At 52.0% G+C, this 24113-nt stretch carries 16 protein-coding genes and 1 riboswitch; of the genes, 7 read left to right on the forward strand and 9 right to left on the reverse strand.

All coding sequences use genetic code 11. The annotated features are described in order from the left end of the window. Positions 1-167 precede the first annotated feature (167 nt). Positions 168-5915 (forward strand): DUF7507 domain-containing protein, encoded by a 5748-nt coding sequence (locus FHT67_RS03530; protein WP_167195748.1) that lies wholly within the window; start codon positions 168-170, stop codon positions 5913-5915. Positions 5916-5972: 57 nt separating this feature from the next. On the opposite strand, the gene ptsP is transcribed toward FHT67_RS03530, so the two are convergent. The 5 genes from ptsP to FHT67_RS03555 form a co-directional block, all read right to left on the reverse strand. Then, positions 5973-7736: a phosphoenolpyruvate--protein phosphotransferase gene (gene ptsP, locus FHT67_RS03535; RefSeq protein WP_167195751.1), complete on the reverse strand. Its 1764-nt coding sequence runs from the start codon at positions 7734-7736 to the stop codon at positions 5973-5975. Between the two features lie 12 nt (positions 7737-7748). Continuing rightward, on the reverse strand, positions 7749-8012 hold the full coding sequence (locus FHT67_RS03540) for an HPr family phosphocarrier protein (protein ID WP_207918095.1): 264 nt from the start codon (positions 8010-8012) through the stop codon (positions 7749-7751). Positions 8013-8112: 100 nt separating this feature from the next. Next, a complete protein-coding gene (gene nagE / locus FHT67_RS03545) occupies positions 8113-9564 on the reverse strand; it encodes an N-acetylglucosamine-specific PTS transporter subunit IIBC (protein WP_127493934.1) in 1452 nt (483 codons plus the stop codon). A 24-nt stretch (positions 9565-9588) separates the two neighbouring features. Next, the gene (locus FHT67_RS03550) at positions 9589-10074 is read right to left on the reverse strand and encodes a PTS sugar transporter subunit IIA (RefSeq protein WP_132303984.1); all 486 of its coding nucleotides are present in this window, start codon (positions 10072-10074) and stop codon (positions 9589-9591) included. A 41-nt stretch (positions 10075-10115) separates the two neighbouring features. After that, positions 10116-11009, reverse strand: coding sequence for a PRD domain-containing protein (locus tag FHT67_RS03555; protein WP_132305274.1), 894 nt, complete (start codon positions 11007-11009; stop codon positions 10116-10118). 535 nt (positions 11010-11544) lie between these two features. On the opposite strand from FHT67_RS03555, the gene FHT67_RS03560 reads away from it, so the two are divergent. From FHT67_RS03560 to FHT67_RS03575, 4 genes are all read left to right on the forward strand, one after another. Next, the gene (locus FHT67_RS03560) at positions 11545-12606 is read left to right on the forward strand and encodes an LLM class flavin-dependent oxidoreductase (RefSeq protein ID WP_167195754.1); all 1062 of its coding nucleotides are present in this window, start codon (positions 11545-11547) and stop codon (positions 12604-12606) included. Between the two features lie 91 nt (positions 12607-12697). Then, positions 12698-12859: riboswitch (FMN riboswitch) on the forward strand. A 179-nt stretch (positions 12860-13038) separates the two neighbouring features. Next, the gene (locus FHT67_RS03565) at positions 13039-13971 is read left to right on the forward strand and encodes a DMT family transporter (protein ID WP_167195757.1); all 933 of its coding nucleotides are present in this window, start codon (positions 13039-13041) and stop codon (positions 13969-13971) included. A 76-nt stretch (positions 13972-14047) separates the two neighbouring features. Next, on the forward strand, positions 14048-15034 hold the full coding sequence (locus tag FHT67_RS03570; protein WP_167195760.1) for a Gfo/Idh/MocA family protein: 987 nt from the start codon (positions 14048-14050) through the stop codon (positions 15032-15034). Between the two features lie 249 nt (positions 15035-15283). Next, entirely contained in the window at positions 15284-15850 is a 567-nt protein-coding gene (locus FHT67_RS03575) for an NUDIX domain-containing protein (RefSeq protein WP_167195763.1), read from the forward strand. Positions 15851-16106: 256 nt separating this feature from the next. On the opposite strand, the gene FHT67_RS03580 is transcribed toward FHT67_RS03575, so the two are convergent. The 4 genes from FHT67_RS03580 to FHT67_RS03595 all read right to left on the reverse strand — a co-directional run bounded on the left by FHT67_RS03580 (position 16107) and on the right by FHT67_RS03595 (position 20407). Next, positions 16107-17051: a ribose-phosphate diphosphokinase gene (locus tag FHT67_RS03580; RefSeq protein WP_132303994.1), complete on the reverse strand. Its 945-nt coding sequence runs from the start codon at positions 17049-17051 to the stop codon at positions 16107-16109. 140 nt (positions 17052-17191) lie between these two features. Then, on the reverse strand, positions 17192-18505 hold the full coding sequence (locus tag FHT67_RS03585; protein WP_167195766.1) for an ABC transporter substrate-binding protein: 1314 nt from the start codon (positions 18503-18505) through the stop codon (positions 17192-17194). Positions 18506-18688: 183 nt separating this feature from the next. After that, the gene (locus FHT67_RS03590) at positions 18689-19519 is read right to left on the reverse strand and encodes a carbohydrate ABC transporter permease (RefSeq protein WP_132303998.1); all 831 of its coding nucleotides are present in this window, start codon (positions 19517-19519) and stop codon (positions 18689-18691) included. Beyond that, on the reverse strand, positions 19520-20407 hold the full coding sequence (locus FHT67_RS03595; protein WP_208403101.1) for a carbohydrate ABC transporter permease: 888 nt from the start codon (positions 20405-20407) through the stop codon (positions 19520-19522). A 130-nt stretch (positions 20408-20537) separates the two neighbouring features. Between FHT67_RS03595 and FHT67_RS03600 the strand changes: the two genes are divergently transcribed. Together FHT67_RS03600 and FHT67_RS03605 are read left to right on the forward strand one after the other, a co-directional pair. Next, a complete protein-coding gene (locus tag FHT67_RS03600) occupies positions 20538-22370 on the forward strand; it encodes a cache domain-containing sensor histidine kinase (protein WP_167195769.1) in 1833 nt (610 codons plus the stop codon). Next, complete coding sequence (locus FHT67_RS03605; protein WP_167195772.1) at positions 22367-23980, forward strand: response regulator; 1614 nt, start codon at positions 22367-22369, stop codon at positions 23978-23980. Before FHT67_RS03600 ends, FHT67_RS03605 begins: the two co-directional genes overlap by 4 nt. The last annotated feature ends 133 nt before the right edge of the window (positions 23981-24113 follow it).

Genomic DNA, 24113 nt, shown 5'->3' on the forward strand with positions numbered 1-24113 from the left:
AAAAGGTTCATATAGCCGTCCATTTCAGGACGGCTTATTTTTTCAACAGGCCGCCACTTGTTAGACAGCTGTATATTTTTAACAATTTGGAAAAGCAATATAGAAAGGTTAGGCGCATACAGTTATGACTGAGTGTTTTATAGATTGCTATTACAGGAGGGAAGAGGTTGATACCCATCGAAACGAAGCGTAAAGCCGTTATGAGCCACTGGAACGCTCCACGGACCTTTGTGCGGAACGAAGGACAAACCCGTGGTGACATTTGTTATTATTCCAATAAGTCCGGAAGCCAGATTGCGTTCTCCTCTGATCAGGTGCTTTTTGTTTTCACCGGTAACATGCAAGAACAACAGGTAGGCATGGCGCTATCTCTCCGATTTCTTAATGCGAACAAGGATGTACTCCTTGATGGTCTTCATCAAACTTCAGAAAAGGTTCATTATCTTGTCGGAAACGACCCTCGAAAGTGGCATACCGGCCTTTCGGCTTACAAGGAAATTATGTATCGTGAGCTGTGGCCTGGGATCGACTTGGTCTTCTATGAAGATAAAGGGAATTTCAAGTATGATGTTGCGGTAAAGCCCGGCGCTAGAATCAGCGATATCCGATTTGAGTACCAGGGTTCGGAAGGACTCATGCTAAGTGAGGAAGGAAATCTTCACATTCGCACCTCGCTTGGCCTTCTGACAGAAGAGAAGCCCGTTTGCCACCAAATCATTGATGGTCAGAAAGTGCAAGTGGCAGGCCGATTCCTTCTACAGGAGGATGCTGCTATCTATGGCTTTGAGGTTGGCGAAGAATATCGGCCGGACTATGAACTAATCATTGATCCGGCACTTGCTTATTCCACTTACCTAGGCGGAAGCGATACGGATATCGGTTCTAGCATCGCGGTAGATGGTCAGGACAATGCCTATGTGACCGGTCAAACGTTATCGCTGGATTTTCCGGTCACGCCGGGAGCCTTTCAACCCTTTAAAGACGGCTCTTCGAGCGTATTTGTCACTAAAATAAATCCGGAAGGCTCCGCGCTTATTTACTCAACCTTCCTTGGCGGCAGCAGCTCAGATCAGGGACGCGGCATTGCCGTTGATGCATCCGGTCAAGCCTATGTTACAGGGCAAACTCTTTCCCCGGATTTCCCCACAACGCCGGGGGTATTCCAGCCTTTTCTAAGCGGCGGTCAAGATGCATTCGTTACCAAGCTAAGTCCGGACGGCGGCTCTTTAGTTTATTCTACTTATCTTGGCGGAGAGGGAGTAGATACCGGGTTCGGCATTGCGTTGGACGGCATAGGCAACGCCTATATTGCCGGTGGAACTTCTTCGTCCAATTTTCCGAATACGAGCGTGGTTCAATCCTTTATTGCAAATGAGCATGCGTTTGTTACGAAAATAAACACGACCGGCAGCGCCATTGAGTATTCCGCTTTACTTAGCGGACACGGGCTTGATGAGGCGCATAGCGTAGCGGTAGACGGAGCCGGCAGCGCGTACGTGACAGGATCTACGACTTCGGTAGATTTTCCAACGACGCCGGGAGCCTTTCAGATTTCATTAACCGGGGTAATTGCCGCATTCGTGTCCAAATTAAACAACAATGGATCGCTATTATACTCTACCTATCTGACCGGCGGGGGAGATGACGAGGGCAACGGCATTGCGGTAGACGACTTTGGTCAGGCTTACGTTACGGGGAGCACAACTTCGCATGATTTTCCGATTACCCCCAATTCTTTTCAACCTTTCTACGGCGGCGGATCATCTGATGCTTTTGTAACGAAGTTAAGCCCAGACGGCAATTATTTGGTCTATTCCACTTTCCTCGGCGGAAGCGAGTCCGATGCCGGCAATGGCATAGCGGTACGATCGGGCTTTGCTTATGTGACGGGAAGCACGGGATCGTTTAATTTTCCAATCACTCCCGATGCGTTCCAGCCATTCCAAGCGGACGGGGGAGACGCATTCCTTACGCAGCTGAATATTATGGGCAACGAGCTTGTCTTCTCCACTTACCTGGGCGGCAACGCAAGCGATGTCGGCAATGCTGTCGCTGTCGACAATTCGGATTGCATCTTCTTGACCGGTCAAACTTCCTCTTTCAATTTTCCGGTATCGCCGGGAGCGTATCAACCGTTCTTGCGTGGCGGCAGCGATGCCTTCGTGCTGCGATTCTGCTTGAGTCTTGGAACGATAGTTAAAAAGTTTCCGGACCGGTTCGAAGTGGCTAGAGGAGAGCAAGTCGTCTACACAATCGATATTCAAAATCCAAGTGCGGCAACACTCACGAATGTGGTTGTTCATGACCCTTTCCTTGGCCTATTCGAAGTCATTCCCGTCATTCCGCCGTTCTCCAATCATATCGTCCAATTTGTATATAATGTCCCTCTTGATCAGCCGTTTGGGGCGATTACCAATACGGTGTTTGTAACCTCAGATCAATTCTCGGAACCGCCTCTTACGGCCGAGTCGGAAGTTCTTGTGACGGGAACCCCGCTTCTTGTCGCCAGCAAAAAAGTAAATCCGCCTGCAGCCTTTCCAGGAGATACGGTTATTTTCACCCTTATTGTCGAAAATCACGGTGATAGTGATTTGTTAAACGTCCATATTGTGGATCCGCTGCTTGGATTGGATCAATTTATCGGCGATATTCCGCCGGGCGGTATCTATGATATAGATTGGCCGTTTGTAATTCCTCCCGAAGCGCAGGCTGGACTGTCCATCGCGAATTTCATGACGATCACCTCGGATAATTTGCCCCAGCCGGAGGAAGTGGGAACCGTAGTTGAAGTGCTGCCTGTTCCTAGACTGGAGATGATTAAGGAAGCGGATCGGAATATCGTGTTTCCTGGAGAAAGCGTTCGTTTTTTCATCACCGTTATCAATTCGGGCAATGTGGAGCTTACGAACATCCGGATATTCGATGATATTACCGGATCGGAATTTTTCATTCCGGTGCTTTTTACCGGGGAGAGCAGAACAATCGATTTCGTCTTTGACATTCCGCTTGAAATGCCGCCTCAAATCTATATAAACACGGCTTCGGCTATCAGCGACCAAACGGGGGAACCCGTCTTCGATAGTGCGGAGGTAAACGTACTCGCCGATGCGAGGCTTGGCATCATCAAATTTCCGGAGACGTCAAGCGTAGCGCCGGGGCAAACGATTCTTTACACGGTAGTTCTGGAGAATATCGGCAACGTGCCGCTTACCGGAATTCGCATTATCGATCCGCTACTTGGCATTGATGAATTTGTGCCCGATCTGGCAGTAGGCGAGATTCGACACCATGTCTTCTCATTTATTGTTCCAAGGGAAGCTTCGATCGGAACGGATATCGTGAACCTCCTGACCGTTGAAACGTCCGAGACCGGTCCTCAAGAAGCGGAATCCGTTATCTCGGTAACGGGGGTAGGTCTATCGCTGCTGAAGGAGCCTGATCGAGCGATTGCCCTTCCGGGCGATCTGATCACCTATACGCTTACGGTTACGAATTTGTTAAACACCCCGCAGACGAATGTCGTATTAAGCGATTCGCTGCTTGGGATAAGCGAAACGGTCCCTGTCCTCCAACCGAACGAAACCATTACCCTGACTCTGACGCTCACCGTTCCCGTGGACGCATTGGAAGGCAGTGTTATCCGCAATACCTTAATCGTTGAATCGGACCAATCGCCGCAGCAGGAGACGAATGCCGATGTTGTCGTTGTACTGCCGCCGGGGCCGGCATTATTAATTCAAAAGCTCCCTGACCGGAATACGGTGCATCCGGGCGAGACGATCACCTACACGTTAACCGTAACGAATTTGTTTAATATTGCGCAGACGAATGTCATTCTTGTCGACGAACTGCTGGGGCTGAATGAGAGGATAGCATTACTTCCCGCAAATGACACCGTCACGTTTACGTTGACGTTTACCGTTCCCGTCGATGCGGCAATCGGCAGCATTATCCGCAATACATTCAGGGTCTCTTCGGATCAATCGGCTGAACAGGAGACGGCAGCCGAGGTTATTGTAGAAGCGTTTCCCGGCCCATTGCTGCTTGTTCTAAAGGCTGCCGATCGCAATACGGCGGCGCCGGGCGAGACGATTGCCTACACCGTTTCGGTTACGAACCTGCTTAATGTCCCCCAGAATAACGTCCGGTTAATCGATCCTTTTCTAGGTGTAGACGAGACGATCCCGGTACTTCCGCCGAACGGAACGGTAACACTGACCTTTACGTTTACGGTTCCTTTGAGTGCGTTACCCGGCACTATTCTTCGCAATACCGTTGTAGCCGCTTCGGATCAATCCCCGGAGACAGAGACGGTTGCCGAGGTCATCGTAGAAAATCCGCCGGGACCCGCTCTATTCATTCGCAAGGTTGCCGACCGCAATACGGCCTCGCCGGGCGAGACGATCACCTATACGCTGACCGTTACAAATCTGCTTGGCACACCTCAAACGAATGTTGTGTTGACGGATGTATTGCTGGGGCTTAGCGAGACGATCCCGTTACTCATTGCCAATGGATCCGTCAGCCTGACGTTGACGTTTACCGTTCCTTTGGATGCCGTGCTTGGCAGCACGATCCGAAATACGTTCATAGCCGCTTCCGATCAATCGCCGGAAGCGGAGACGGTTGCGGAAGTGACAGTACAAGAACCGCCGGGCCAGACGCTTCAAATTCAAAAGGTTGCCGACCGCAATACCGCTGTGCCGGGCGATACGATTACGTATACGCTAACGGTTACGAATCTGCTGAACGTGCCGCAGACGAATGTCGTATTGACCGATGCCTTGCTTGGGCTCTCTGAGACAATTCCGACCTTGCCGGCGAACGGTTCTATTACTCTAACGCTGCCGTTCACCGTACCTTTGGACGCCGTCGTTGGAAGTGTCGTCCGGAATACGTTTATCGTATCGTCGGATCAATCGCCGGAGCTTGAGACCATTGCCGAGGTTCAAGTCGAGTCTTCGCCTGGACCGGAAACAACGCTTATCGTTCGCAAACGGTCCGACCGGAGCTCCGCATTACCCGGCGATACCATTCGATATACAATCGAAGTGATCAACACCGGTGTAATACCGGCTACCAACGTTGTTGTAAATGATTCGCTAACCGGTCAATCATTCACCATTCCGGTGATTGCGCCGGGCGGGACGGAGAGGGTGAGTTTCGAGTTCGCGGTGCCGCCAGGAACAACGCAAGGAACGGTAATCGCGAATCGCGTTACCGTTACCTGGACGGAAAAGCCTCCTGGTTCCCTGCCTGTTGTGGATGAACAAAGAGTTATTGTGGCTGATCCCGTAGAACTGCCGGAATTGGAAGTCGAAGCAACCCCGGAATTGCCGAAGCCCGGAGAGACGGTAACCAAGACCATTACCGTCACGAACGTCACCAATAACACGCTGACCAATGTTCGCGTCTTCGATACGCTGCTTCGTTTCCAGACGACAATACCGTCGCTCGCGCCCGGAGAGAGACGGGTGTTCACCCTTCAGCTGCCAATCGCGCCTGGAACACGGGGCGGTACCCGCTTCAGAAACATTGTCACTATTTTCTCCGACCAAACGCCTCAGCAGCAAAAAGAGGTTGATATCGAGGTGCAGTCCATCCCTGACGCATCCTTGACCGAGTCGGTTGATCCGTCAATCGGAAAACCGGGCGATACGGTGGTTTTCACCATTAAGTTCTGCAACACGGGGAACGTCTCTCTGTTTAACGTAAAGTTGAACGCACCGCTACTGGGCATCGAGGTACGTATTGTGGAATTCGAGGCGGGCGCATGCGAGACGATTCGGATCCCGTTTGTGCTTCCTGAGGTGGAGGAAGATACCGTCCTTGTAAGTCCGGCAACGCTCGTATCCGACAACGGTCCTACTAGGCAAGCAAGTGCCTCGGTAACGATCATTGTAGAGGAAGAATAGAAAAAAATCGCCCAACTCTCTGAAAAGAGGAGGGCGATTTTTTACATCTTTATTGATTTAAACCCGAAGCTCCGGAACCTGCCGCTCCACGTAGGACCGCACGGCTTCCGCATCGTCCATGTCCAGCACGGCTTCCGCGAGGGAAGACAGCTTCGCGCGGTCAAGGCGCGAGAGAAGGGCGCGGGCGGGAAGGACGGCGGATGCGCTCATGCTAAACTCGTCTAGTCCCAGGCCAAGCAGAATCGGAATCGCGATAGGGGTTCCGGCCATCTCGCCGCACATGCCAACCCACTTGTTCTCCTTATGAGCCGCTCGGATAACCAGATGAATCAGCCGGAGGACGGGAGGATGGAGCGGATCGGATAAATAGCCAAGCTTGGGATTCATCCGGTCTGCCGCCATCGTATATTGGACAAGGTCATTGGTGCCAATGCTGAAGAAGTCGACTTCCCGGGCGAACCGGTCCGCCATTTGGGCGGCTGCCGGGATTTCGATCATGATGCCGGCTTCAATCCGTTCGTTAAAGGCGACATGCTCGCTTCTGAGTTCTTGCTTGGCCTGCTCGAGCAGAGCTTTGGCTTGGCGCCATTCGCCAAGCGTCGCAATCATCGGGAACATGATCTTCAGATTTCCGTACGCGCTTGCTCGCAATACGGCACGCAGCTGCGTCTTGAACAGGTCCGGACGGTTCAGACAAATCCGGATCGCGCGGTAGCCGAGGAACGGATTGTCTTCCTTCTCGAGCTGCAGGCTTGGCAGCTCCTTGTCGCCGCCGATGTCCATCGTTCGAATAACGATGGGAGCAGCTTGCCCGAATGCTTCGGCTGCCTCTTTGTAGGCCGTGAACTGTTCTTCTTCCGTTGGCAGGTCAGGACGGCCCATATACAGAAACTCGGTGCGGAAGAGCCCCACGCCTTCGGCGCCTTGCTGCTGCGCTTGACGGGCATCCTGCACGGAGCCGATGTTGGCCACAAGCTCCACCTGATGTCCGTCCGCGCTGACCGAAGGCTGTCCGCGGAATTGCTCAAGAAGCGCGCGCTGACCCGCCGCCTGTTCTTGCAAAGCTTGATAACGGGCAAGCTCTTCGTCTTCGGGATCCACCAGAACAAGTCCGGCAGCGCCGTCTACGATAACCAGCTGACCGTCCTCGATACGCAGTGCTTTGTCTCCGGCGCCAACAATCGCAGGAATGCCGACCGAGCGGGCAATGATCGCGGAGTGGGAGGTGCGTCCGCCAACAGCCGTAACGAATCCGCCAATGACCGAAGGATCCAGCTGAGCCGTATCCGACGGCGTCAGATCGAAGGCGAACAGGATAGACTTCTCGTTTGAACTTGTTGCAGCTGTTGCTGCGGCCGGAACGGCATCGGCGTCGGTGTCGTGACCAAGCTTGCGGATGACGCGGCGGCTGACATCGCGGACATCCGCCGCGCGCTCCCGCAAATATTCGTCATCGAGGGAGGCGAGCATTGCCGCTACTTCTTCGCCGGACTCGTTTATTGCCGCTTCCGCCTTGTAGCGTTGTCCGCGGATTCGCTCCTGTGCCGCACCAATCAATTCTTCGTCTTCGAGCAGCATCAGATGCGCTTCGAAAATCTCGGCTTCTTTCTCGCGCCCGCCGGCAATCATGCGGGCATGAAGCTCTTCAAGCTCACTGCGCGCTGCCGCCACAGCTGCATCTAAGCGGCTGAGTTCAGCCGCTTCTTCGCCTGCTTCGACATAAGTTACCCCTTGAGGAACAGCCTCTTCGCGGAGGATAACCGCCCGGCCGATTGCATAACCTTCCGACGCGGCGATCCCCTTTATCTCGGTTGCCATCATTAGCGTGCCTCCTTACTCTGCTTCCACAGAAGCCAGCACAGCGCCAATAGCGTCAACCGCAGCTTCGGCTTTCTCTCCTTCGGCACTGACAGTAACCGTATCGTTGTGCTTGGCTCCGATCGACAGCACGTTAACCAGGCTTTTTGCGCTGACTTTACGGCCGCCTTTCTCGATATAAACCGTACCTTCGCAAATTTTAGCAGCTTCAACGATTTTTTTAGCGGGACGGGCGTGGACGCCCGTCGGGTTCATAACCACGTATGCTTTCTCCACCATAAGTCCTCCTAAAGGAATTGCCGCCCGAATGGCCTTGTTGGGCCATTCGTCGTAATTCTTACTTCGTAAGTTTAAGCAAATGTTCATCCTATTTATCTGACTACATGCGTTTTTTGATTTGTTCTTTCAACCGTTCCGACTGCGTACCGAAAATCGCCTGCACGGCGCCTTTGCCAAGACGCATAACGCCTGCCGCGCCAAGACGCTTCAGTTCAGCGTCATTGACTGCTTTCTCGTCTTTCACGATCAGACGGAGACGGGTGATACAAGCGTCAATGCTCTCGATATTGCCGGAACCGCCAAGCGCCGCGAGAACTTGACTCGCTTTATCGTCGCCTGCGCCCGCCGGCGCTCCGTCCTTGCCGCCTTCTTCAACCAGATCATCGTCTTCGCGGCCAGGCGTTTTCAGGTTCAGCTTCACGATTACGACGCGGAACAGGACGTAGTACACTACCGCGTATACGAGACCAATCGGGATAATCATCCAGCCTTTTGTCGAGAGCGGATAGTTGATCGCGTAGTCAAGGAAGCCGGCCGAGAAGCCGAAGCCGTGGTGAATGCCAAGCTCAACGACGAGCCAAGCGGAGATACCCGTTAATACGGCATGGATCACGTACAGGACCGGTGCCACGAACATAAAGGCGAATTCAAGCGGTTCCGTAATACCCGTCAGGAACGAAGCAAGAGCGGAACCGATAAAGATCGAAGAAACAAGCTTGCGCTTTTCCGGTTTGGCCGTATGAATAATCGCGAAGGCGGCAGCCGGAAGAGCGAACATCATGATCGGGAAGAAGCCTGTCATGAACATGCCTGCAGTCGGGTCTCCTGCAAAGAAGCGGTGCAGGTCGCCGTGAACCACGTTGCCTGCAGCATCCGTGTAATCGCCGATTTGGAACCAGGCGATCGCGTTGATAACATGGTGCAGACCGAATGGAATAAGCAAACGGTTGGCCGTCATGAAGATAAACGCGCCGACGCCGCCAAGATCAACAATCCAGCGTCCGAACGTATCGAGCCACGATTGGACGGGCCCCCAGATGAGACCAAAGATCAGACCGACGATAACCATCGCAAACGAGGTGATAATCGGAACAAAACGTTTGCCGCCAAAGAAGCCGAGCCAATCCGGCAGCTTAATGTCGTGGTACTTGTTATAGAAGTAGGAAGCGACAAGACCCGCAATGATACCGCCCAGTACACCCATGTTAAGCGTTGTGTCTTTATCCACGAGACCCGTGAATACGGTTGGGATTTTGCCCAGCACGTTTGTCAGAACAAGATACGCAATAACGGCGGCAAGCGTTGCAACCGCATCGCCGGCCATCCCGATCGCAACGCCGATCGCGAAGATGAGAGGCAGGTTGTCAAAAATCGCGGAGCCGCCCGCCGCAAGGAACGGAGCGATATAATGGTTGAGGAAGTCGCCGAACTGGCCGAATCCGAAATCCTTTACATAATCGATGTTGCCGAAACGCAATAAGAGGGCTGCCGCAGGCAAAGCTGCGACAGGAAGCATTAGAGATTTACCGATCTTTTGCAAAAATGCGAGCATCTTATCTCACTCCATGTCCATAGTTTAGGTTTTCAGAACAACCTTAATCGTATCCGGATCTCCGGCAGTTACGGTTTTGAAGGTGCATTCCACTTTCTCCGCGCCGTCTTCGTTCGCAACGATGATCGGCGTGACTACCGGATAACCCGCATCGCGGATTTTGTCCAGATCGCATTCGAGAAGGGTTTGACCAGCCTTGAAGGAATCGCCTGTCTTTACAAGGGCTTTGAAGCCGTCGCCGTTTAAGGCAACGGTATTGATGCCAACGTGAATAAGCAGCTGCAGTCCGGACGAATGCTCGATGATCAAGGCATGATGCGTGTCGATTAAATGGCTCACAACGCCGTCAAACGGCGCGATGACGCGTCCTTCCGTCGGCTCGATTGCAGCGCCTTCGCCCATTAAGCCTTGCGCGAACGCTTCGTCGGGTACTTCGCTGAGCGGAACAAGCTTGCCGCTAATCGGTGCGGCTACGCTAACGGAATTCGATTTTTTGCCAAACCATTTCATATGATCTACTCCTTGCTATCCATGTTGTTGTCTGTCTATGTTCATTCTGCATTCTCCGAACGGAACAACCGGTACAAATGCATGGCGAGGTAACCAATCTCATCGGAGGAGACCTTGACGTTTAGTCTTTCTCCAATCATCTGCGCGATTAATTCCGCCTTCTGATGCTCGGCAGGTATTTTGTGTTTAATTTCTGCGGAGAACGGATTTTCAGATTCCTTATTCTGCAAAATTCGTTCCATCATATAACGCAAATGCATAATCAGCCGGGCATAATCCGAGCTCTTCTTGGACAATGGCGCTTCCCGCCAGCCCTCGATCCGCTCTACGATCTCGTTCATCAGCTCCGTCAGCTGAACCATTTGTCCCGCGGTAACGGACCCTGCTGCCGAATACACGTGATACGTAAGAAAGCCGATTTCATCTTCAGGGATAATGACGTCGAATTTCTCGCTGATCATCTTGGCTGCCTTGGCGGCGATTTTGAACTCTTGGGGATAACACATCTTCGTTTCGTACAGGAAAGGATTGACGATTTCCATGCCGTTTCTTAACCGGTAGACGACAAACTGAATATGGCTCGGTAAGGCGAAATACACTTTCGGATCGACGGGCGTTCCCAGCCGTTCCCGAATCTCATCAATGATCTGCTCGGAGATTTGCACCACCTCCGGGTCCAATTCCTCAAGCAGAGAATGGTAATGCAGCGCTTTATCCCGGTCGTCCAGCCGGTACCGCTTCTCGATTCGCGGGTCTTCGGCATCGATAAACTTCCGGCCTTTGCATGAGAAGCCAATGCCCTTGCCAAACAGCACGTATTCCCTCGATGAGTTCGGCTCCATCGTTAGGATGACATTGTTGCCAACGATCCGATCGATCCGAAGTTGTCCCGTGAGTCCCACGTCAATCCCTCCTCTCAGTAGTAAATTCCCCATTTTGAGCACAAAAAAACCAAGAAAAGACACCGCCGTCATTCGGGCGGATACTCTCCTTGGCTCATGCCTAGTCGAACTAGTAACATGCCAAAAGGCTTGTTATATATTTGGCTCGTTATCACTATAAATCATGCAAACGTTTACGTCAATTGAAAATTATTCATCCCTTTAATTTTTCGCGGTGATTCTTGAGACCTACCCTGGAAGAACCCTCGCAGCTGGCTTTCATATAATAATAGATAACGTATCCTCTAAGTTTGAGAGGGTGACGAACATCAGGTTTGGCGCTGAGGAGTCGGAACCGTAAAATGGTATTCGAACCAAGCTTAACGGCAGATGCTGCTGCCCTGTCATAAATGAAGGGTCTTTTTTTGCAAGCAAGCTTGACGTTTGCTATATAATTAGGCACAATTACTTACTAGATACTTCACTTACTATACGTATATTACTTACTTTACGTACATGAATAGGAATGGAAGCAATGTCAATCATTAGACTATCGGATCACGGTGGCATTGCTGAGGAGGACATATGGATGGGATCATCAGGGTATGACGGTCATTTTGAATTCGGCATTTACACATTAGGCGATCTTGCGGTGGATCCCCGTACGGGCGGGCTCAAAAACGCGGGAGAACGAATGAAGGAAATTATCCGGGCAGCCAAAGTTGCGGATGAGGCGGGCATTGACGTATTCGGAGTTGGCGAGCATCACCGTCTGGACTTTGCTTTATCCTCGCCGCCGGTTTTGCTTGCCGCAATCGCGCAGGCGACCTCGCGCATTCGTCTTACAAGCGCAACTACGGTACTTGGGACGGCGGACCCGGTACGGGTATTCGAAGACTTTGCGACGCTTGATCTCATCTCGGACGGGCGCGCGGAGATTATCGCCGGCCGCGGCGCATATATCGAATCTTTCCCGCTCTTCGGCTTTGAGCTGGATGACTATAAAGAATTGTTCGCTGAGAAGCTTGAATTAATGAGGCAGCTCAATTTATCGGAACGGATTACATGGAGCGGCCGTCTTCGCAGTCCTTTGGAGAATGCTGAAATCGCACCGCGTCCGGCGCAGTCTGCGATCCCGGTCTGGGTTGGCGTAGGCAGCACGGCGGAAAGCGCGTCTCTGGCCGGTCGGCATGGGGCGGGCATGGCACTAGCGATGCTTGGCGGAGAACCGTCGAAATACAAGCATCTTGTAGATTGTTACAAGGCAGCGGGCATCGCAGCAGGCTATCGGAGTGAAGAGCTGAGGGTAGCGATTACCGGCCACTGCTATGTTGCAAAGACAACCGAGCAGGCGCTGGACGAATTTTATGCCGGCTATTCGGCATACTATTCCCAGTTCATGGGCGGCAAGGAGAACGGAACTCCGCTCTCGCGGGGGGATTTCGAGAAGCTTGCGGGTTCGCTTGCGATTGGAAGTCCGGAGCTGATCGCGCGGAAGATTATCGAACAGCACAGGCTGTTTGGCCATTCCCGCTTTATGGCCCAGATGGACATTGGAGGCATGCCTGCCGCACAGGTGGAGTCATCCATCCGATTGCTTGCTAAGGAAGTTGCGCCGATTGTCCGGGAAGCCCTGCAAGTAAAGGTCTAATCCAAGATTGTTAAAAGTTGACTATTCACACTAGACAACTCGGAAAAACAGCGTTATACTCAATCCAATCATTTTAAAAATTTAATGGAATAAGGATCTTCGGGGCAGGGTGAAACTCCTGACCGGCGGTAATCGTTAATCCCTGCCTGGCAGGATAACAAAGCCCGCGACTCCCTGAGCTGACAAACAGCAAGGGGACTGACTTGGTGCGACTCCAAGGCCGACGGTATAGTCCGGATGATAGAAGATCGCTGAAGTAAGCCTGCAGAAGGCGGAAAACCGCCGATATGCATGTTTATTTGAGTTGGCCCCGATTCGCGTATAACCAAGCGGATCGGGGCTTTTTATTTGAGCGAAACCGACTGCTGACCTTCCGGCTGAAGGCGCAGCCGTAACGCTTGCTCCGTCCTGTATTCAGAAAGGGTACTTATTATGAGCAATGTTACCGCATCACCACTTATCCGCACCAAATCTCCCGTTCGGCCGGAGTTTTGGCTGGTTGTCCTTGGAGCAGCGCTATGGGGCGTGGATCCGGTATTCCGCATTATCTTACTGAAAACCTTAACCTCTACCCAGATCGTTCTGCTGGAGCATATCATTTTGTTCATTGCCGCAGCTCCCGTGTTATGGAAGTTCCGTGCGGATCTACGCGGCGTTCGTCTCCGCCAGCTTGGCGCATTGCTGTTTGTCTCGTGGGGCGGCTCGGCGCTTGCCACGATTCTTTTCACGCAAGGTCTGGTTCACGGCAATCCCAATGCGGTTCTGCTGCTGCAGAAGCTGCAGCCGCTCTTCGCCATTGTAATGGCAAGAATCTTATTGAAGGAGCTTCTGCCCAAAAAAATCGGACCTTTACTCGTTCTTGCCATTGTCGGAACCTATTTGCTGACGTTTGGCTTTACGCTTCCTTTTGGCCATGTCAATGAATTTGTCCAGGTTGGCAGCCTGTTGTCGCTGGGCGCGGCTGCTCTATGGGGCGGATCGACGGTTATGGGACGTTATCTGCTCGGGAGCATGAAGTACGAGACGGTTACATCCCTGCGATTTATGCTGGCTTTGCCGCTGCTGCTTGTAATTACCTGGTCGGAAGGAGCGGCATGGAAGCTGGCGGAAGGGACGGACCTGGTAGCCGTTATCGTTAATCTGCTTCTTCAGGCCTTGCTTCCGGGGTTGGTCAGCTTGCTTGTCTACTATAAAGGTCTAAGTAAGATCAAGGCTTCTTACGCGACAATCGCCGAGCTAAGCTTCCCGATGGTAGGCGTTCTCCTGAATTGGACGGTATTCGGCCAAGTGATCACTAGCGCCCAGATCGCAGGCTTTGTGTTTATCTGGTTTACGTTATTTTTCATTTCCAGGCAGCAGAATTAAGCGTGGATATTTCTCCTTTAACCGCTTTCACATCTGGGCGATTGCTGATATACTGCGGTTGGAGGTGTAGGAAACAATGGAGAATAGAACGATCAAATGGGGCATTCTTGGCGCCGGCTGGATTGCCTCCCAATTCGCACGCGATTTGGCTTTTGCCCGGGATGCGGAGCTTCGCGCGGTAGGCTCCCGCTCGCTGGCGAAAGCGGAAGAGTTCGCCGGCAAATTCGGCGGCAAACGCGCGTACGGAAGTTATGAGGAGCTGGTGAACGACGCCGAGATCGACATTATTTATGTCGCGACTCCTCATCCGTCCCATAAGGAGCATGTTCTGAAATGTCTGCGCGCAGGCAAAGCGGTATTATGCGAGAAGCCGTTTACGGTCAATGTAAAAGAAGCAGAGGAAGTCGTGCAATACGCAAGAGATAACCGCATTTTCTTGATGGAAGCGATGTGGACGCGGTTTCTGCCGGTCATCCGCAAGGTCCGTGAATGGATCGCCGAGGGACGTATCGGCGAGGTCCGGCTGCTGAAGGCGGACTTTGGCTTCCGTACAGGCGTTAATCCGGAAGGACGCTTGTTTAATCCGGCCCTGGCAGGCGGCGCGCTGCTGGATGTCGGCATTTACCCGCTATCCTTCGCTTCCATGTTATTTGGCGCAAAGCCGAAGCAGATTCTAAGCACCGCTCATCTCGGCGAAACTGGCGTAGACGAGGAAAACAGCATTCTGCTATCCTATGAAGGCGGCGGAACCGCCATGCTGAGCTCGGCGATCCGTCTTTGCTCGGGCAGCGATGCTTACATAATGGGGACGGAGGGCTCCATTAAAATTCCTTCCTTCTTTAATGCCAAATCCGCAACGCTTGTTGCCGCGGACGGTACGGAAGAAACGTTCTCGGATGACCGCACGACGCTTGGTTATGTATACGAGGCCGAAGCAGCCGGACAATATCTTCGTGAAGGCAAGGTTGAGAGCGAGGTTGTACCTTTGGACGAAACCCTGCAGCTGATGCGGACGATGGACGAAATCCGCGGTCAATGGGGACTGCGTTATCCATTCGAATAATAAATAAAAGGACTGGTTCTGTAAACCGGTCCTTTTTGTTTTAGAATAAAAAAAAGCGGCCCGCATTCGGGATACGGGCCCAAGAGACAAGCTATATCAAATAGGGAGTATGGTCATTATGTTCTCCCAAGATTAAACAAAGCTGAAAAGTACATTAGTTTCACATAAAAAATAAGGGCTATTGTCCATTGCGCTAAGGTATAATGAGTTCTATATTGTTTGCCATTAAGCCGGAGGGGGAAAATCCAGATGGAAAATATTAATTTTTGTATGGCTTGCGGAGATAAGCTGGAAGTTAGAGAGATTGGCGGGGAGGACCGCAAGGCTTGCCCAAGCTGCAGCTTCGTTCATTGGGGAAACTACAGCATCGGAGTAGGAGCATGCGTCGTTAAAGAGAACAAGGTGCTTCTGGTTCGCCGCGCCCACGAGCCGGGGAAAGGCTATTGGACAACGCCGGGCGGTTATATTGAACAGTTCGAGCAGATTAGAGGCTCGGTTGCCCGCGAGGTATGGGAAGAAACGGGCGTCCGCGCGATCGTGTCCAAAATTATCGGCATACGCGACCGGCCGCATTCGGTGCATGACGTCTACATTACCTTCGAGATGGAGTACATAGACGGGGAGCCTCGCCCGGACGGCGTGGAAGTAGACGGCGCAGGCTTCTTCAGCCTCGAGGAAATGGAGACCATGAACGTCGCCGACTTGACCGCCTGGCAGGTGGATCTCGCTCTGAACGGCAGCGGGGGCGGCTTGACCGAGGACACCAAACCCATCCGCGAAAGCCTTAAGAAATACGGCCTCTACCGTGCCAAGTAAGCCGGTTCAGGCAACAAAAAGCCCCGGATTAATTTCCGGGGCTATTGCTATATTCCCACTTCCCACTCCCACACCCGATAAACAGGTGTGAGAAGAAGCATTTGTGATTTTAGTAGTGCGGAAGGGAAATATCTTCTGGAGGAGCGCAGCGCTTGCCTTTGGTCTCGTGGGAATACCTTAATAAATTTCATTCGGAATCCCACGAGACCAACAGCAACCGGAAGAAGATGTTTTCCTGTAGCATGCTCCTACTAAATCACATCTGCTTCGTCTTAAACAACCGGTTTATCGATCCGCCATTATTAATGATCCGCAAAGCATTCGCCAGCAGATCCGCCATCGGCAGAACGATAAACTTGTCCGAATGGTTCGGGTCAATCGCGATCGTATCCGTAATAACGACCTCTTTAATGAAAGGATGCGTCAGCTTCTCGAGCGCATTTTCCGAGAACAGGCCGTGCGTGGCGCAAATAAAGGCGTCGTTGGCGCCGCGCTTGTTCAAGGCTTCCACAACCTTGATAATAGTGCCGCCCGTATCGATCAAATCCTCGATGATAATCGGCGTCATGCCTTCGACTTCCCCGATAATATGCGTAATTTTCGACGTGTTGTGGGCTGGACGGTTCTTGATCATAATCGCGAACGGACAATCCATGTAGTTGGCCAGCTTCTCCGCCGTTGTTGCGCGTCCGGCATCCGGCGAGACAACGACGGGGTTTTTGATGTTTTTGCTCTTCAAATAATCCGTGATCAGATCAAGGGCGGTAATATGATCGACCGGAATTTCAAAGAAGCCCTGGATCGGATCGGCATGCAGGTCAACCGTAATGAGACGGTCGGCGCCAACGGTTGTCAGGACATCGGCAACCAGCTTGGCGGAAATCGGCTCGCGCGGAGCGGATTTCCGTTCCTGACGGGCATAACCGTAATAAGGCATAATGATATTGATGGTTTTTGCGGAAGCCCGTTTGGCCGCATCAATCATAATCATAAGTTCAACGAGATGCTCATTCACCGGATGAGACAGGGATTGAACGATATAAACATGGGCCGAGCGAATCGACTCTATGTAACGAAGGCTGATTTCTCCGCTTGCCAGCCTGGAGATCTCAATGTCTCCTAGAGGAACGTCAAGTTTTCGGCATAGCTCTTCCGCCAGCGGGCGGTTCGAGGAGCCGGAAAAGATTTTTACATTTTGCATCCGCTTGTCTCCTTACGTTCATTGTACAGATAGTCCCATTATAGCTTTTCCCGAGGCAAATTCAAAATTGCGATAGGCCCAAAAAAGAAAAGCGGTCTTGAAAAGTCCGCTTTGGACCTCTCAAGACCACGGTTTGCCGTTTATTTCGCTACGATATCCTGGATTGCTTTTTCCAGCTTGTCGAGGAGCTGGTCCTTGTCAATCGATCCGCCTTGGTACTCCTGCATGGCAGCGCCCCAGCCTTGCGGTACGCCGTCCGGGTAACGGCCCCAATGCCAGCCGCCGGCCGTTGCTGCTTGCTCGGATACGGCAACGCCCATTTGACCGATTTCATCCGCCGTAGGCTTGATGGAGGTCAGAGCAGGGATAAATTTGAATTCTTTTGTCAGGTACGATTTGCCCGTGTCCGAAGTAACCATCCAGTTCAGGAACTTTTTCGCTTCTTCGGCGTTTTTGGATTTGCTGTTTACGATCCAGAAGTTAGCAGGACCCGTGTAGATATGCGCGTTGCCGCTGTCGTCAATCGGAATAGGGAGCAGGCCGACGTTCAGCTTCGCTACTTTGTCCACGTCGCCTTGGATCCAGTTACCTTGTTGAATCATCGCTGCCTTGCCGGATGCGAAGTTAGCCACTTGCGTCGCATAGTCCGTTGTCAGCTTGTCTTTTTGGCTGTATTTGAAGACCACGTCAACGTAATTAATCCATTTCTTGAAGACATCGTTGTCTTTGAAGTTTGCGCTGCCGTCTTTTGTTCCGTTAATGAAGGCGATTGGATCCGGCTGCTCGGCGAGACCAACGTTGATCGTGTGGTGACCGATCGACCACCATTCGTTTGTTGTCGAGAATGGCGTGATGCCGGCCGCTTGCAGCTTTTTCGCTGCATCTTCAAGCTCGGTCAACGTCTTGGGAAGAGTAGTGATGCCGGCTTTCTCGAACAAATCCTTGTTGTAGAAAATGCCGTAGCCTTCGATGTTCATCGGCATGCCGAGCAGCTTGCCGTCCACTTGGGCAGGACCGGCCGCTGCCGGAATAACGTCTTTCGCCCACGGCTCGCCGGACAAGTCCGTCGCGCGGTCATAGTAAGCTTCAAGCGCCGCGTAGCCTTCGGAGTTAAAGATCTCCGGCTCGGAGCCGGAAGCGATTTCAGCCTTGAGCAGGGCATTGTAGTCTTCGCCGCCGCCATGCGTTTCGACTTCGACTTTAACGCCGGTCTCTTTCTCATATTCTTCAGCCATGCGGTTAAGCGCGTCGGCAATTTCCACTTTGAACTGAAATACTTTGATTTTTACGTCTTTCTTTGGAGCCGTGGAAGCCTCCGTTGTCGCATTGGCGGATTCGGCAGGCTTATTGCTTGCTTCGGAGCCCGAATTATTGCCGTTGTTGCCGTTGTTGCCACAGCCGGCTGCTGTCAAAGTCAGGATCGCCGCGGCGAGAAAAATAGAAAGCCTTTTCATTTTGTTAACCTCCCCATTTTTGTCAAAAGGTTGTTTCTCTTTACAAGTTTGATTATATGGAAGCTTAAAGCCAAGAAACACAGACGTTTTTGTCATGAAAAGTGCAAAATATTGATATTACCACAATAGAATTTATACGTTTCGGAGAACTCGAAACATAGAGAAGCCTCGATAGAGGTTTTCTCACCCTTTGAGAGATCCCGAAGAGATCCCCTCGATAATATGCTTTTGCAGCATAAGGAACATGATAATGATAGGCGTAATGCCCATGGTCAAACCGGCGAGAGCCAGATCCCATTGCTTCGTATATTGCCCAAAGAAGCGGGTAATCGCAAGCGGGATGGTCGTCAGATCTTTATTCGAACCGATAATCAGCACCGGCAGCAGGTAGTCGTTCCAGATCCAAAGGCCGTTCAAAATGATGACAGTTACCATAATCGGACGCAGCAGCGGGAACACGATCCGCCAAAATACGCCGTATGGCGAGCATCCGTCAACGACAGCCGCTTCTTCAATCTCAAGCGGGACGCTTTTGATAAAGCCGTGGAACAGGAAGACCGAAAGCGATAAGCCAAAGCCGAGATAACAGATGACAATCCCGAACATGTTGGCCCGGAGCTCCAGGAAGCTTGTTACGCGTACCAGCTGCAGCATGACCGACTGGAACGGAATGATCATGGCCGAGATAAACGCCGTGAACAGGATTTTGTTGAACACGGTTGGCTTGCGTACAAGCCGGTAGCCCGTCATGGCGCTGATGATCACAATGCCGGTTACGCTGATACCGGTAATCAGGACCGAGTTCAGCAAGGCTTTCGGGAATTTAATAATATCCCATACCTTCGAGTAATTCGAGAACAGGTACTTGTCCGGAAGAGAAGCGGCGTCCACCATAATCTCGCCAAGCGCTTTAACCGAATTGACAAGGACGAAATAAAAAGGAGCTATGAAAAGCAGAGCGAGCAATATTGCTGCAGCTGCAACGGCCCAAAGCCGGGAACGGGAAGCTGTCATTTACGCTTCTACCTCCTTCCGTTTGGTCAGCCACACTTGCGTGACGGCAATGATGGATACGGCAAAGAAGAACAGCATCGCTTTGGCGGTGCCAAGCCCGTAACGGTTGTTGACAAGCGCCTCGGCATAAATGTTATAAGCAAGCGATTGGGTGGAAGTGCCCGGACCGCCTTTGGTTAGCGAAAGGTTCAGGTCGAACATTTTGAACGCGCCGGATGTCGTCAGGAACAAGCAGACGGTAATGGCCGGCATCACAAGCGGCATGATCACTTTGCGGACGGTTTGGAAATAGGTCGCTCCGTCAATCGTTGCGGCTTCCATCAAGTCCTTCGGCACGCCGACGATCGCCGCGATGTAAATAACCATCATGTAGCCGGTCGTCTGCCAGACGAAGACGATAACGAGTCCCCAGAAGCCGGTCTCCGGCGTACCGAGCCAAGGAAGCTCGAAGAAATGCCAGCCGGTCATTTCGCCGATGGTTTTGAAGCCTTTGGTGAAAATGAATTGCCAGATGTAACCAAGCAGAATGCCGCCAATCATGTTCGGCAGGAAGAATATCGTGCGGAGCGTATTTCGTCCCCGCATCGGCCGGGTCAGCAGAAGTCCTAGTATAAGGGCGAGAATATTGGTCACGACCACGGTAACGACGGTAAACTCCAGCGTGAATTTAAAGGATGCCCAAAATTTGTCATCGTTCGTAAAGATGCGGTGGACGTTGTCCATGCCGATCCATTTCGCTTTGTCGAGATCCAGGCCATTCCACTCCGTGAAGGAAAAGTAGAAGCCAAGCAGGAACGGAATAAGCACGATAATCGTGAAGACGATCATGCCCGGTCCGACAAATACAAGCTGCTGTATCCATTCGTTTGATCTTTTTCGTAAGTTCAATTGGAGTCCCCCTTCGTAATGCGGCTATCAGCATCGGTGTATAGCTAGACTATAAACAGTTATTGAAATTTGAACCACCGATAGATATGATGGGTTAGGTGTAATATATTGACCTTGGGGGTAGGACGTCATGTTTGCGTTCGCAACAAGCATTAACCGGAAGCTGATGGCGCTCTTGCTTGCCGTCACGATTATTCCGATTACCGTATCGATGATTATCTCGAATTATTACATCAAGGATAAGGTGACCCAGCAATCGATTCACGAGAATCAGAACCTGCTTGCGCTGGGCAAAAACAACATCCTGGGCTACATGGACAAGATCAACGAGAACTCGCTCGACGTGTACCTGAACATCAACAAGTCCAATTCGCTCTATGCCTTGATTGAGCGGGGCCAGTCGCCAAGCGTAAACGTACCGTTATTCGACGAAAAAAATAATTTGCAGATTTACTCCCATATGCTGAACATTTATCAGTCTACGAACGGGATTCATCAAATCCAGCTGCAGATCGGCGATGGCAAGCTGACCTATCTGATGGCCCGCGGATTTTTCCGCAGAGGAATCAATCAGCCGCTGGAATGGCCAACGGAGCATGGTGCAAGCCCGAAGCCGTTTGTGGAGGCTACGCACACGAGCGAGCATTACAATCTGGACTGGAGCCATGCCGTCAAAGAGGAAAGCGTTTTCACTCTGCGCCGGCCGATTATCAGGACGCCAAGCGACGAAGTGATCGGTTATTTGTCGATGGACGTCAAGTCGGATGAGTTGAATCAAATCTGCAGGCAGCTGACGATGTCGGCCGAGGAGCAGCTGTATATTATCGATCGCAGCCGCAATTTTGTATGCTCGGTGAATGGGCAGGAGGACCAGGCCCAGCTCAAATGGACGGACCAGGTACTTGCCTCCCAACAGGAGAATGGCGTGATCAAATGGAAAGACCAGTCTTTTTCCGGCATTGTCATTTATGATACACTCAGTACCAATTACATGGACTGGGTTGTCGTAAAGCAGCTTCCGTACTCGTATCTGTACGAAAGCGCAACGGCGATCCGGACGATCAATACGTCGGTTATCGCGATCTTTATGGTGCTTGCCGTCATCGCGAGCTTCCTCGTCAGCTATCAGTTCACGAAGCCGATCAAGCGGCTGATCGGGCATATCAATCAAGTGCAGTCCGGGAATTTCAATGTCGTGGTGCCGGTGGACCGGAAGGATGAGATCGGCATATTGGCAAGGCGCTTCAACACGATGATCCAGACGATCCGGGAATTGATCAACAGCGAATACCGGCTTGAAATTGCCAACAAGACGAATCAGCTAAGGGCCATGCAGGCGCAGATCAATCCGCATTTCCTGTACAATGCCCTGCAGTCCATCGGAACGCTGGCTCTTCATGCCGGAGCTCCTAAGGTGTATTCGCTTATCACTTCCATTGCCAAAATGATGCGGTACAATATGAACACAAGCGAGTCGATCGTGCCATTTGCCACGGAGCTCAATCACGCGAAGGCCTATCTTGAGCTGCAGCAGCAAAGATTCAATGAACAGCTGACCGTGCATTACGATATCGATCCGGCTTCTCTTCCGGTGCAGGTGCCCAAAATGCTGCTGCAGCCGCTCGTCGAGAACTACTTCAAGCATGGCTATGAAACCTCCGGGCGGAACGGCGTATTGCGTTTGTTCTCGGAAGTGACGGATGAAGGCACATGGCTGACCGTTCGGATCGAGGATAACGGAAGCGGGATGGATCCGGACAAGCTGCGGGAGCTGAGGCAGCTGTTATTCCGTTCCACCGGAGCGCTGCTTGAGGAGCAGAAGAGCATCGGCATCAGCAACGTATGGATGAGGCTGAAGCTTTATTACAACGAGGAAGCGGAAATGAGCATGGACTCTTCGCCGTCGGGCGGATTTACCGTGACCTTGCGAATACCTGTGCAAGAGCTGGAGGAACGAGCATGAAAATACTCATTGTAGACGACGAACAGCATGTGCGCGAAGCGGTCAAGCTGCTGATTGATTGGGAGCAGCTCGGAATCAAGGAAATTTATGAAGCCGATAACGGCGATTCCGCCATTGAAATGCTGGGGAGCATGCAGCCGGAAATCGTCATTACCGATATGCGAATGCCCAATCGGGATGGGGTAGAGCTGCTGGCCTGGATGAAGGAGCAAGGGCGGAAAAGCAAAACGATCGTTATCAGCGGCTACGATGATTTCCACCTGGTGCGCAGCTCGATGAAATACGGCGGACAAGATTATTTGCTCAAGCCGATTGATCCGGAACAGCTGACGGAAGCTTTGCAGAAAGCCAAGCAGAGCTGGGAGCAGGAGGATCGGGCCCGCCGGCTTGACCAGCAGCGCAGCATCGAGATCAACCAGATTAAGCCCGTATACCGGGATAAGCTGTTCTCGACGATGATCAGCGAAGCCGGGGCCGGCGGGCAAGTGACGGTTCCGGCCGTGCTGAAGGAGGAGTTTCGGCTTGACCGCGCCACAGAGTGCCGGGTTATTATTCTTAGCACGGGAATGCTGGAGCCTCAAATCTCCCGCAAATTTGACGGAAACCGCGATTTGCTCACTTTTTGCCTGATCAATGTGTGCAACGAAATATTAAAGCAGAAAAATGGCGGCTTTGCGTTCCGCTATTGGAACAGCGAGCATGAAATTATTATCCTGCTGTGGGACCGGCTGGCAGAATGGGAGGACTTGCTGGCGCTTATTACGGAAGGAATCGTGAATTCGATTCATGGCCGATTCCACTACGGTGTGGGGCATAAGCAGGCTTTTCCAGCCGGGTTATCGTTATCTTACCAGGAGGCAAGAGCCGCGCTGAAGCAGCGCAACTTGCTCGAGGACAACAGCTATATCCATTGCAGCGAGAAGGGGTATAAATCGGGTATTCATTCCTTAAGCATTGCCGCTTATGAAGAGCGGTTCCGTCTTGCGGTGTGGAGCGGCAAGGAGAAGGAGATCGAAACGGCCGTCGAGGGCTTCCTGGAGGCGGCTCGGCAGCTGCCGGTCATCACCCAAGAGCAGATTGAGCTGTGGCGCTTCGAATATGAATCCATGCTGAGCCGCTGGCGGCAGGAGCTTGCGGCCAAGCAGGATATTCAGGCAGGAGCGGAGCCGTCTCCCGGTCTGCCGTTAGTCGTATTGCTGGACGAGCAGGGCAGGTTATCGCTGGAGCTCTGCAGGCGTGAGCTGTTGAACGGGCTGATGGCGTTTGCGGCATTAACCGGGGCAGGCGGCAATAAAGAGCATAGCATTATGCGGGATATCGCCCGATACATGGAGCAGAATTATAACCGGGAGGTTACCTTGCAGGATATTTCCGAAAGATTCTATTTGAGCAGAGAGTATATTTCACGCCGCTTCAAGCAGGAGATGGGCGAGAATGTCTTTGATTACCTGGGCCGCATCCGCGTCGAGAAAGCAAAGCTGCTGCTGCAAAATCCGAATCTCAAAATCGCGCAGATCGCCGAAATGGTCGGCTATGACGACGATAAATATTTCAGCAAGGTGTTTAAGAAGTTTGAGGGGCAGTCGCCTAACCAGTACAGGAAATTGTGATGCGCATGGTCAAATTATGATCAAATGGTACTGTAAAACTGCGCAGTCGAATGTTCTTCCAATCGCTGTTGTTCCCGGATTCCTTGAATTTATATTGTAACGGTGGGAATCCGGGAACAAAGGCGAACGCTCC

Source organism: Paenibacillus sp. BK720, from assembly GCF_011761545.1.
Classification (GTDB): Bacteria; Bacillota; Bacilli; order Paenibacillales; family Paenibacillaceae; genus Pristimantibacillus.

Bases quoted from the DNA above. Each gene is read 5' to 3' on its own strand.
- ptsP (WP_167195751.1), bottom strand. From the start codon at position 7,736: ATGATGGCAACCGAGATAAAGGGGATCGCCGCGTCGGAAGGTTATGCA.
- FHT67_RS03540 (WP_207918095.1), bottom strand. From the start codon at position 8,012: ATGGTGGAGAAAGCATACGTGGTTATGAACCCGACGGGCGTCCACGCC.
- nagE (WP_127493934.1), bottom strand. From the start codon at position 9,564: ATGCTCGCATTTTTGCAAAAGATCGGTAAATCTCTAATGCTTCCTGTC.
- FHT67_RS03550 (WP_132303984.1), bottom strand. From the start codon at position 10,074: ATGAAATGGTTTGGCAAAAAATCGAATTCCGTTAGCGTAGCCGCACCG.
- FHT67_RS03555 (WP_132305274.1), bottom strand. From the start codon at position 11,009: ATGGGGAATTTACTACTGAGAGGAGGGATTGACGTGGGACTCACGGGA.
- FHT67_RS03560 (WP_167195754.1), top strand. From the start codon at position 11,545: ATGGGATCATCAGGGTATGACGGTCATTTTGAATTCGGCATTTACACA.
- FHT67_RS03565 (WP_167195757.1), top strand. From the start codon at position 13,039: ATGAGCAATGTTACCGCATCACCACTTATCCGCACCAAATCTCCCGTT.
- FHT67_RS03570 (WP_167195760.1), top strand. From the start codon at position 14,048: ATGGAGAATAGAACGATCAAATGGGGCATTCTTGGCGCCGGCTGGATT.
- FHT67_RS03575 (WP_167195763.1), top strand. From the start codon at position 15,284: ATGGAAAATATTAATTTTTGTATGGCTTGCGGAGATAAGCTGGAAGTT.
- FHT67_RS03580 (WP_132303994.1), bottom strand. From the start codon at position 17,051: ATGCAAAATGTAAAAATCTTTTCCGGCTCCTCGAACCGCCCGCTGGCG.
- FHT67_RS03585 (WP_167195766.1), bottom strand. From the start codon at position 18,505: ATGAAAAGGCTTTCTATTTTTCTCGCCGCGGCGATCCTGACTTTGACA.
- FHT67_RS03590 (WP_132303998.1), bottom strand. From the start codon at position 19,519: ATGACAGCTTCCCGTTCCCGGCTTTGGGCCGTTGCAGCTGCAGCAATA.
- FHT67_RS03600 (WP_167195769.1), top strand. From the start codon at position 20,538: ATGTTTGCGTTCGCAACAAGCATTAACCGGAAGCTGATGGCGCTCTTG.
- FHT67_RS03605 (WP_167195772.1), top strand. From the start codon at position 22,367: ATGAAAATACTCATTGTAGACGACGAACAGCATGTGCGCGAAGCGGTC.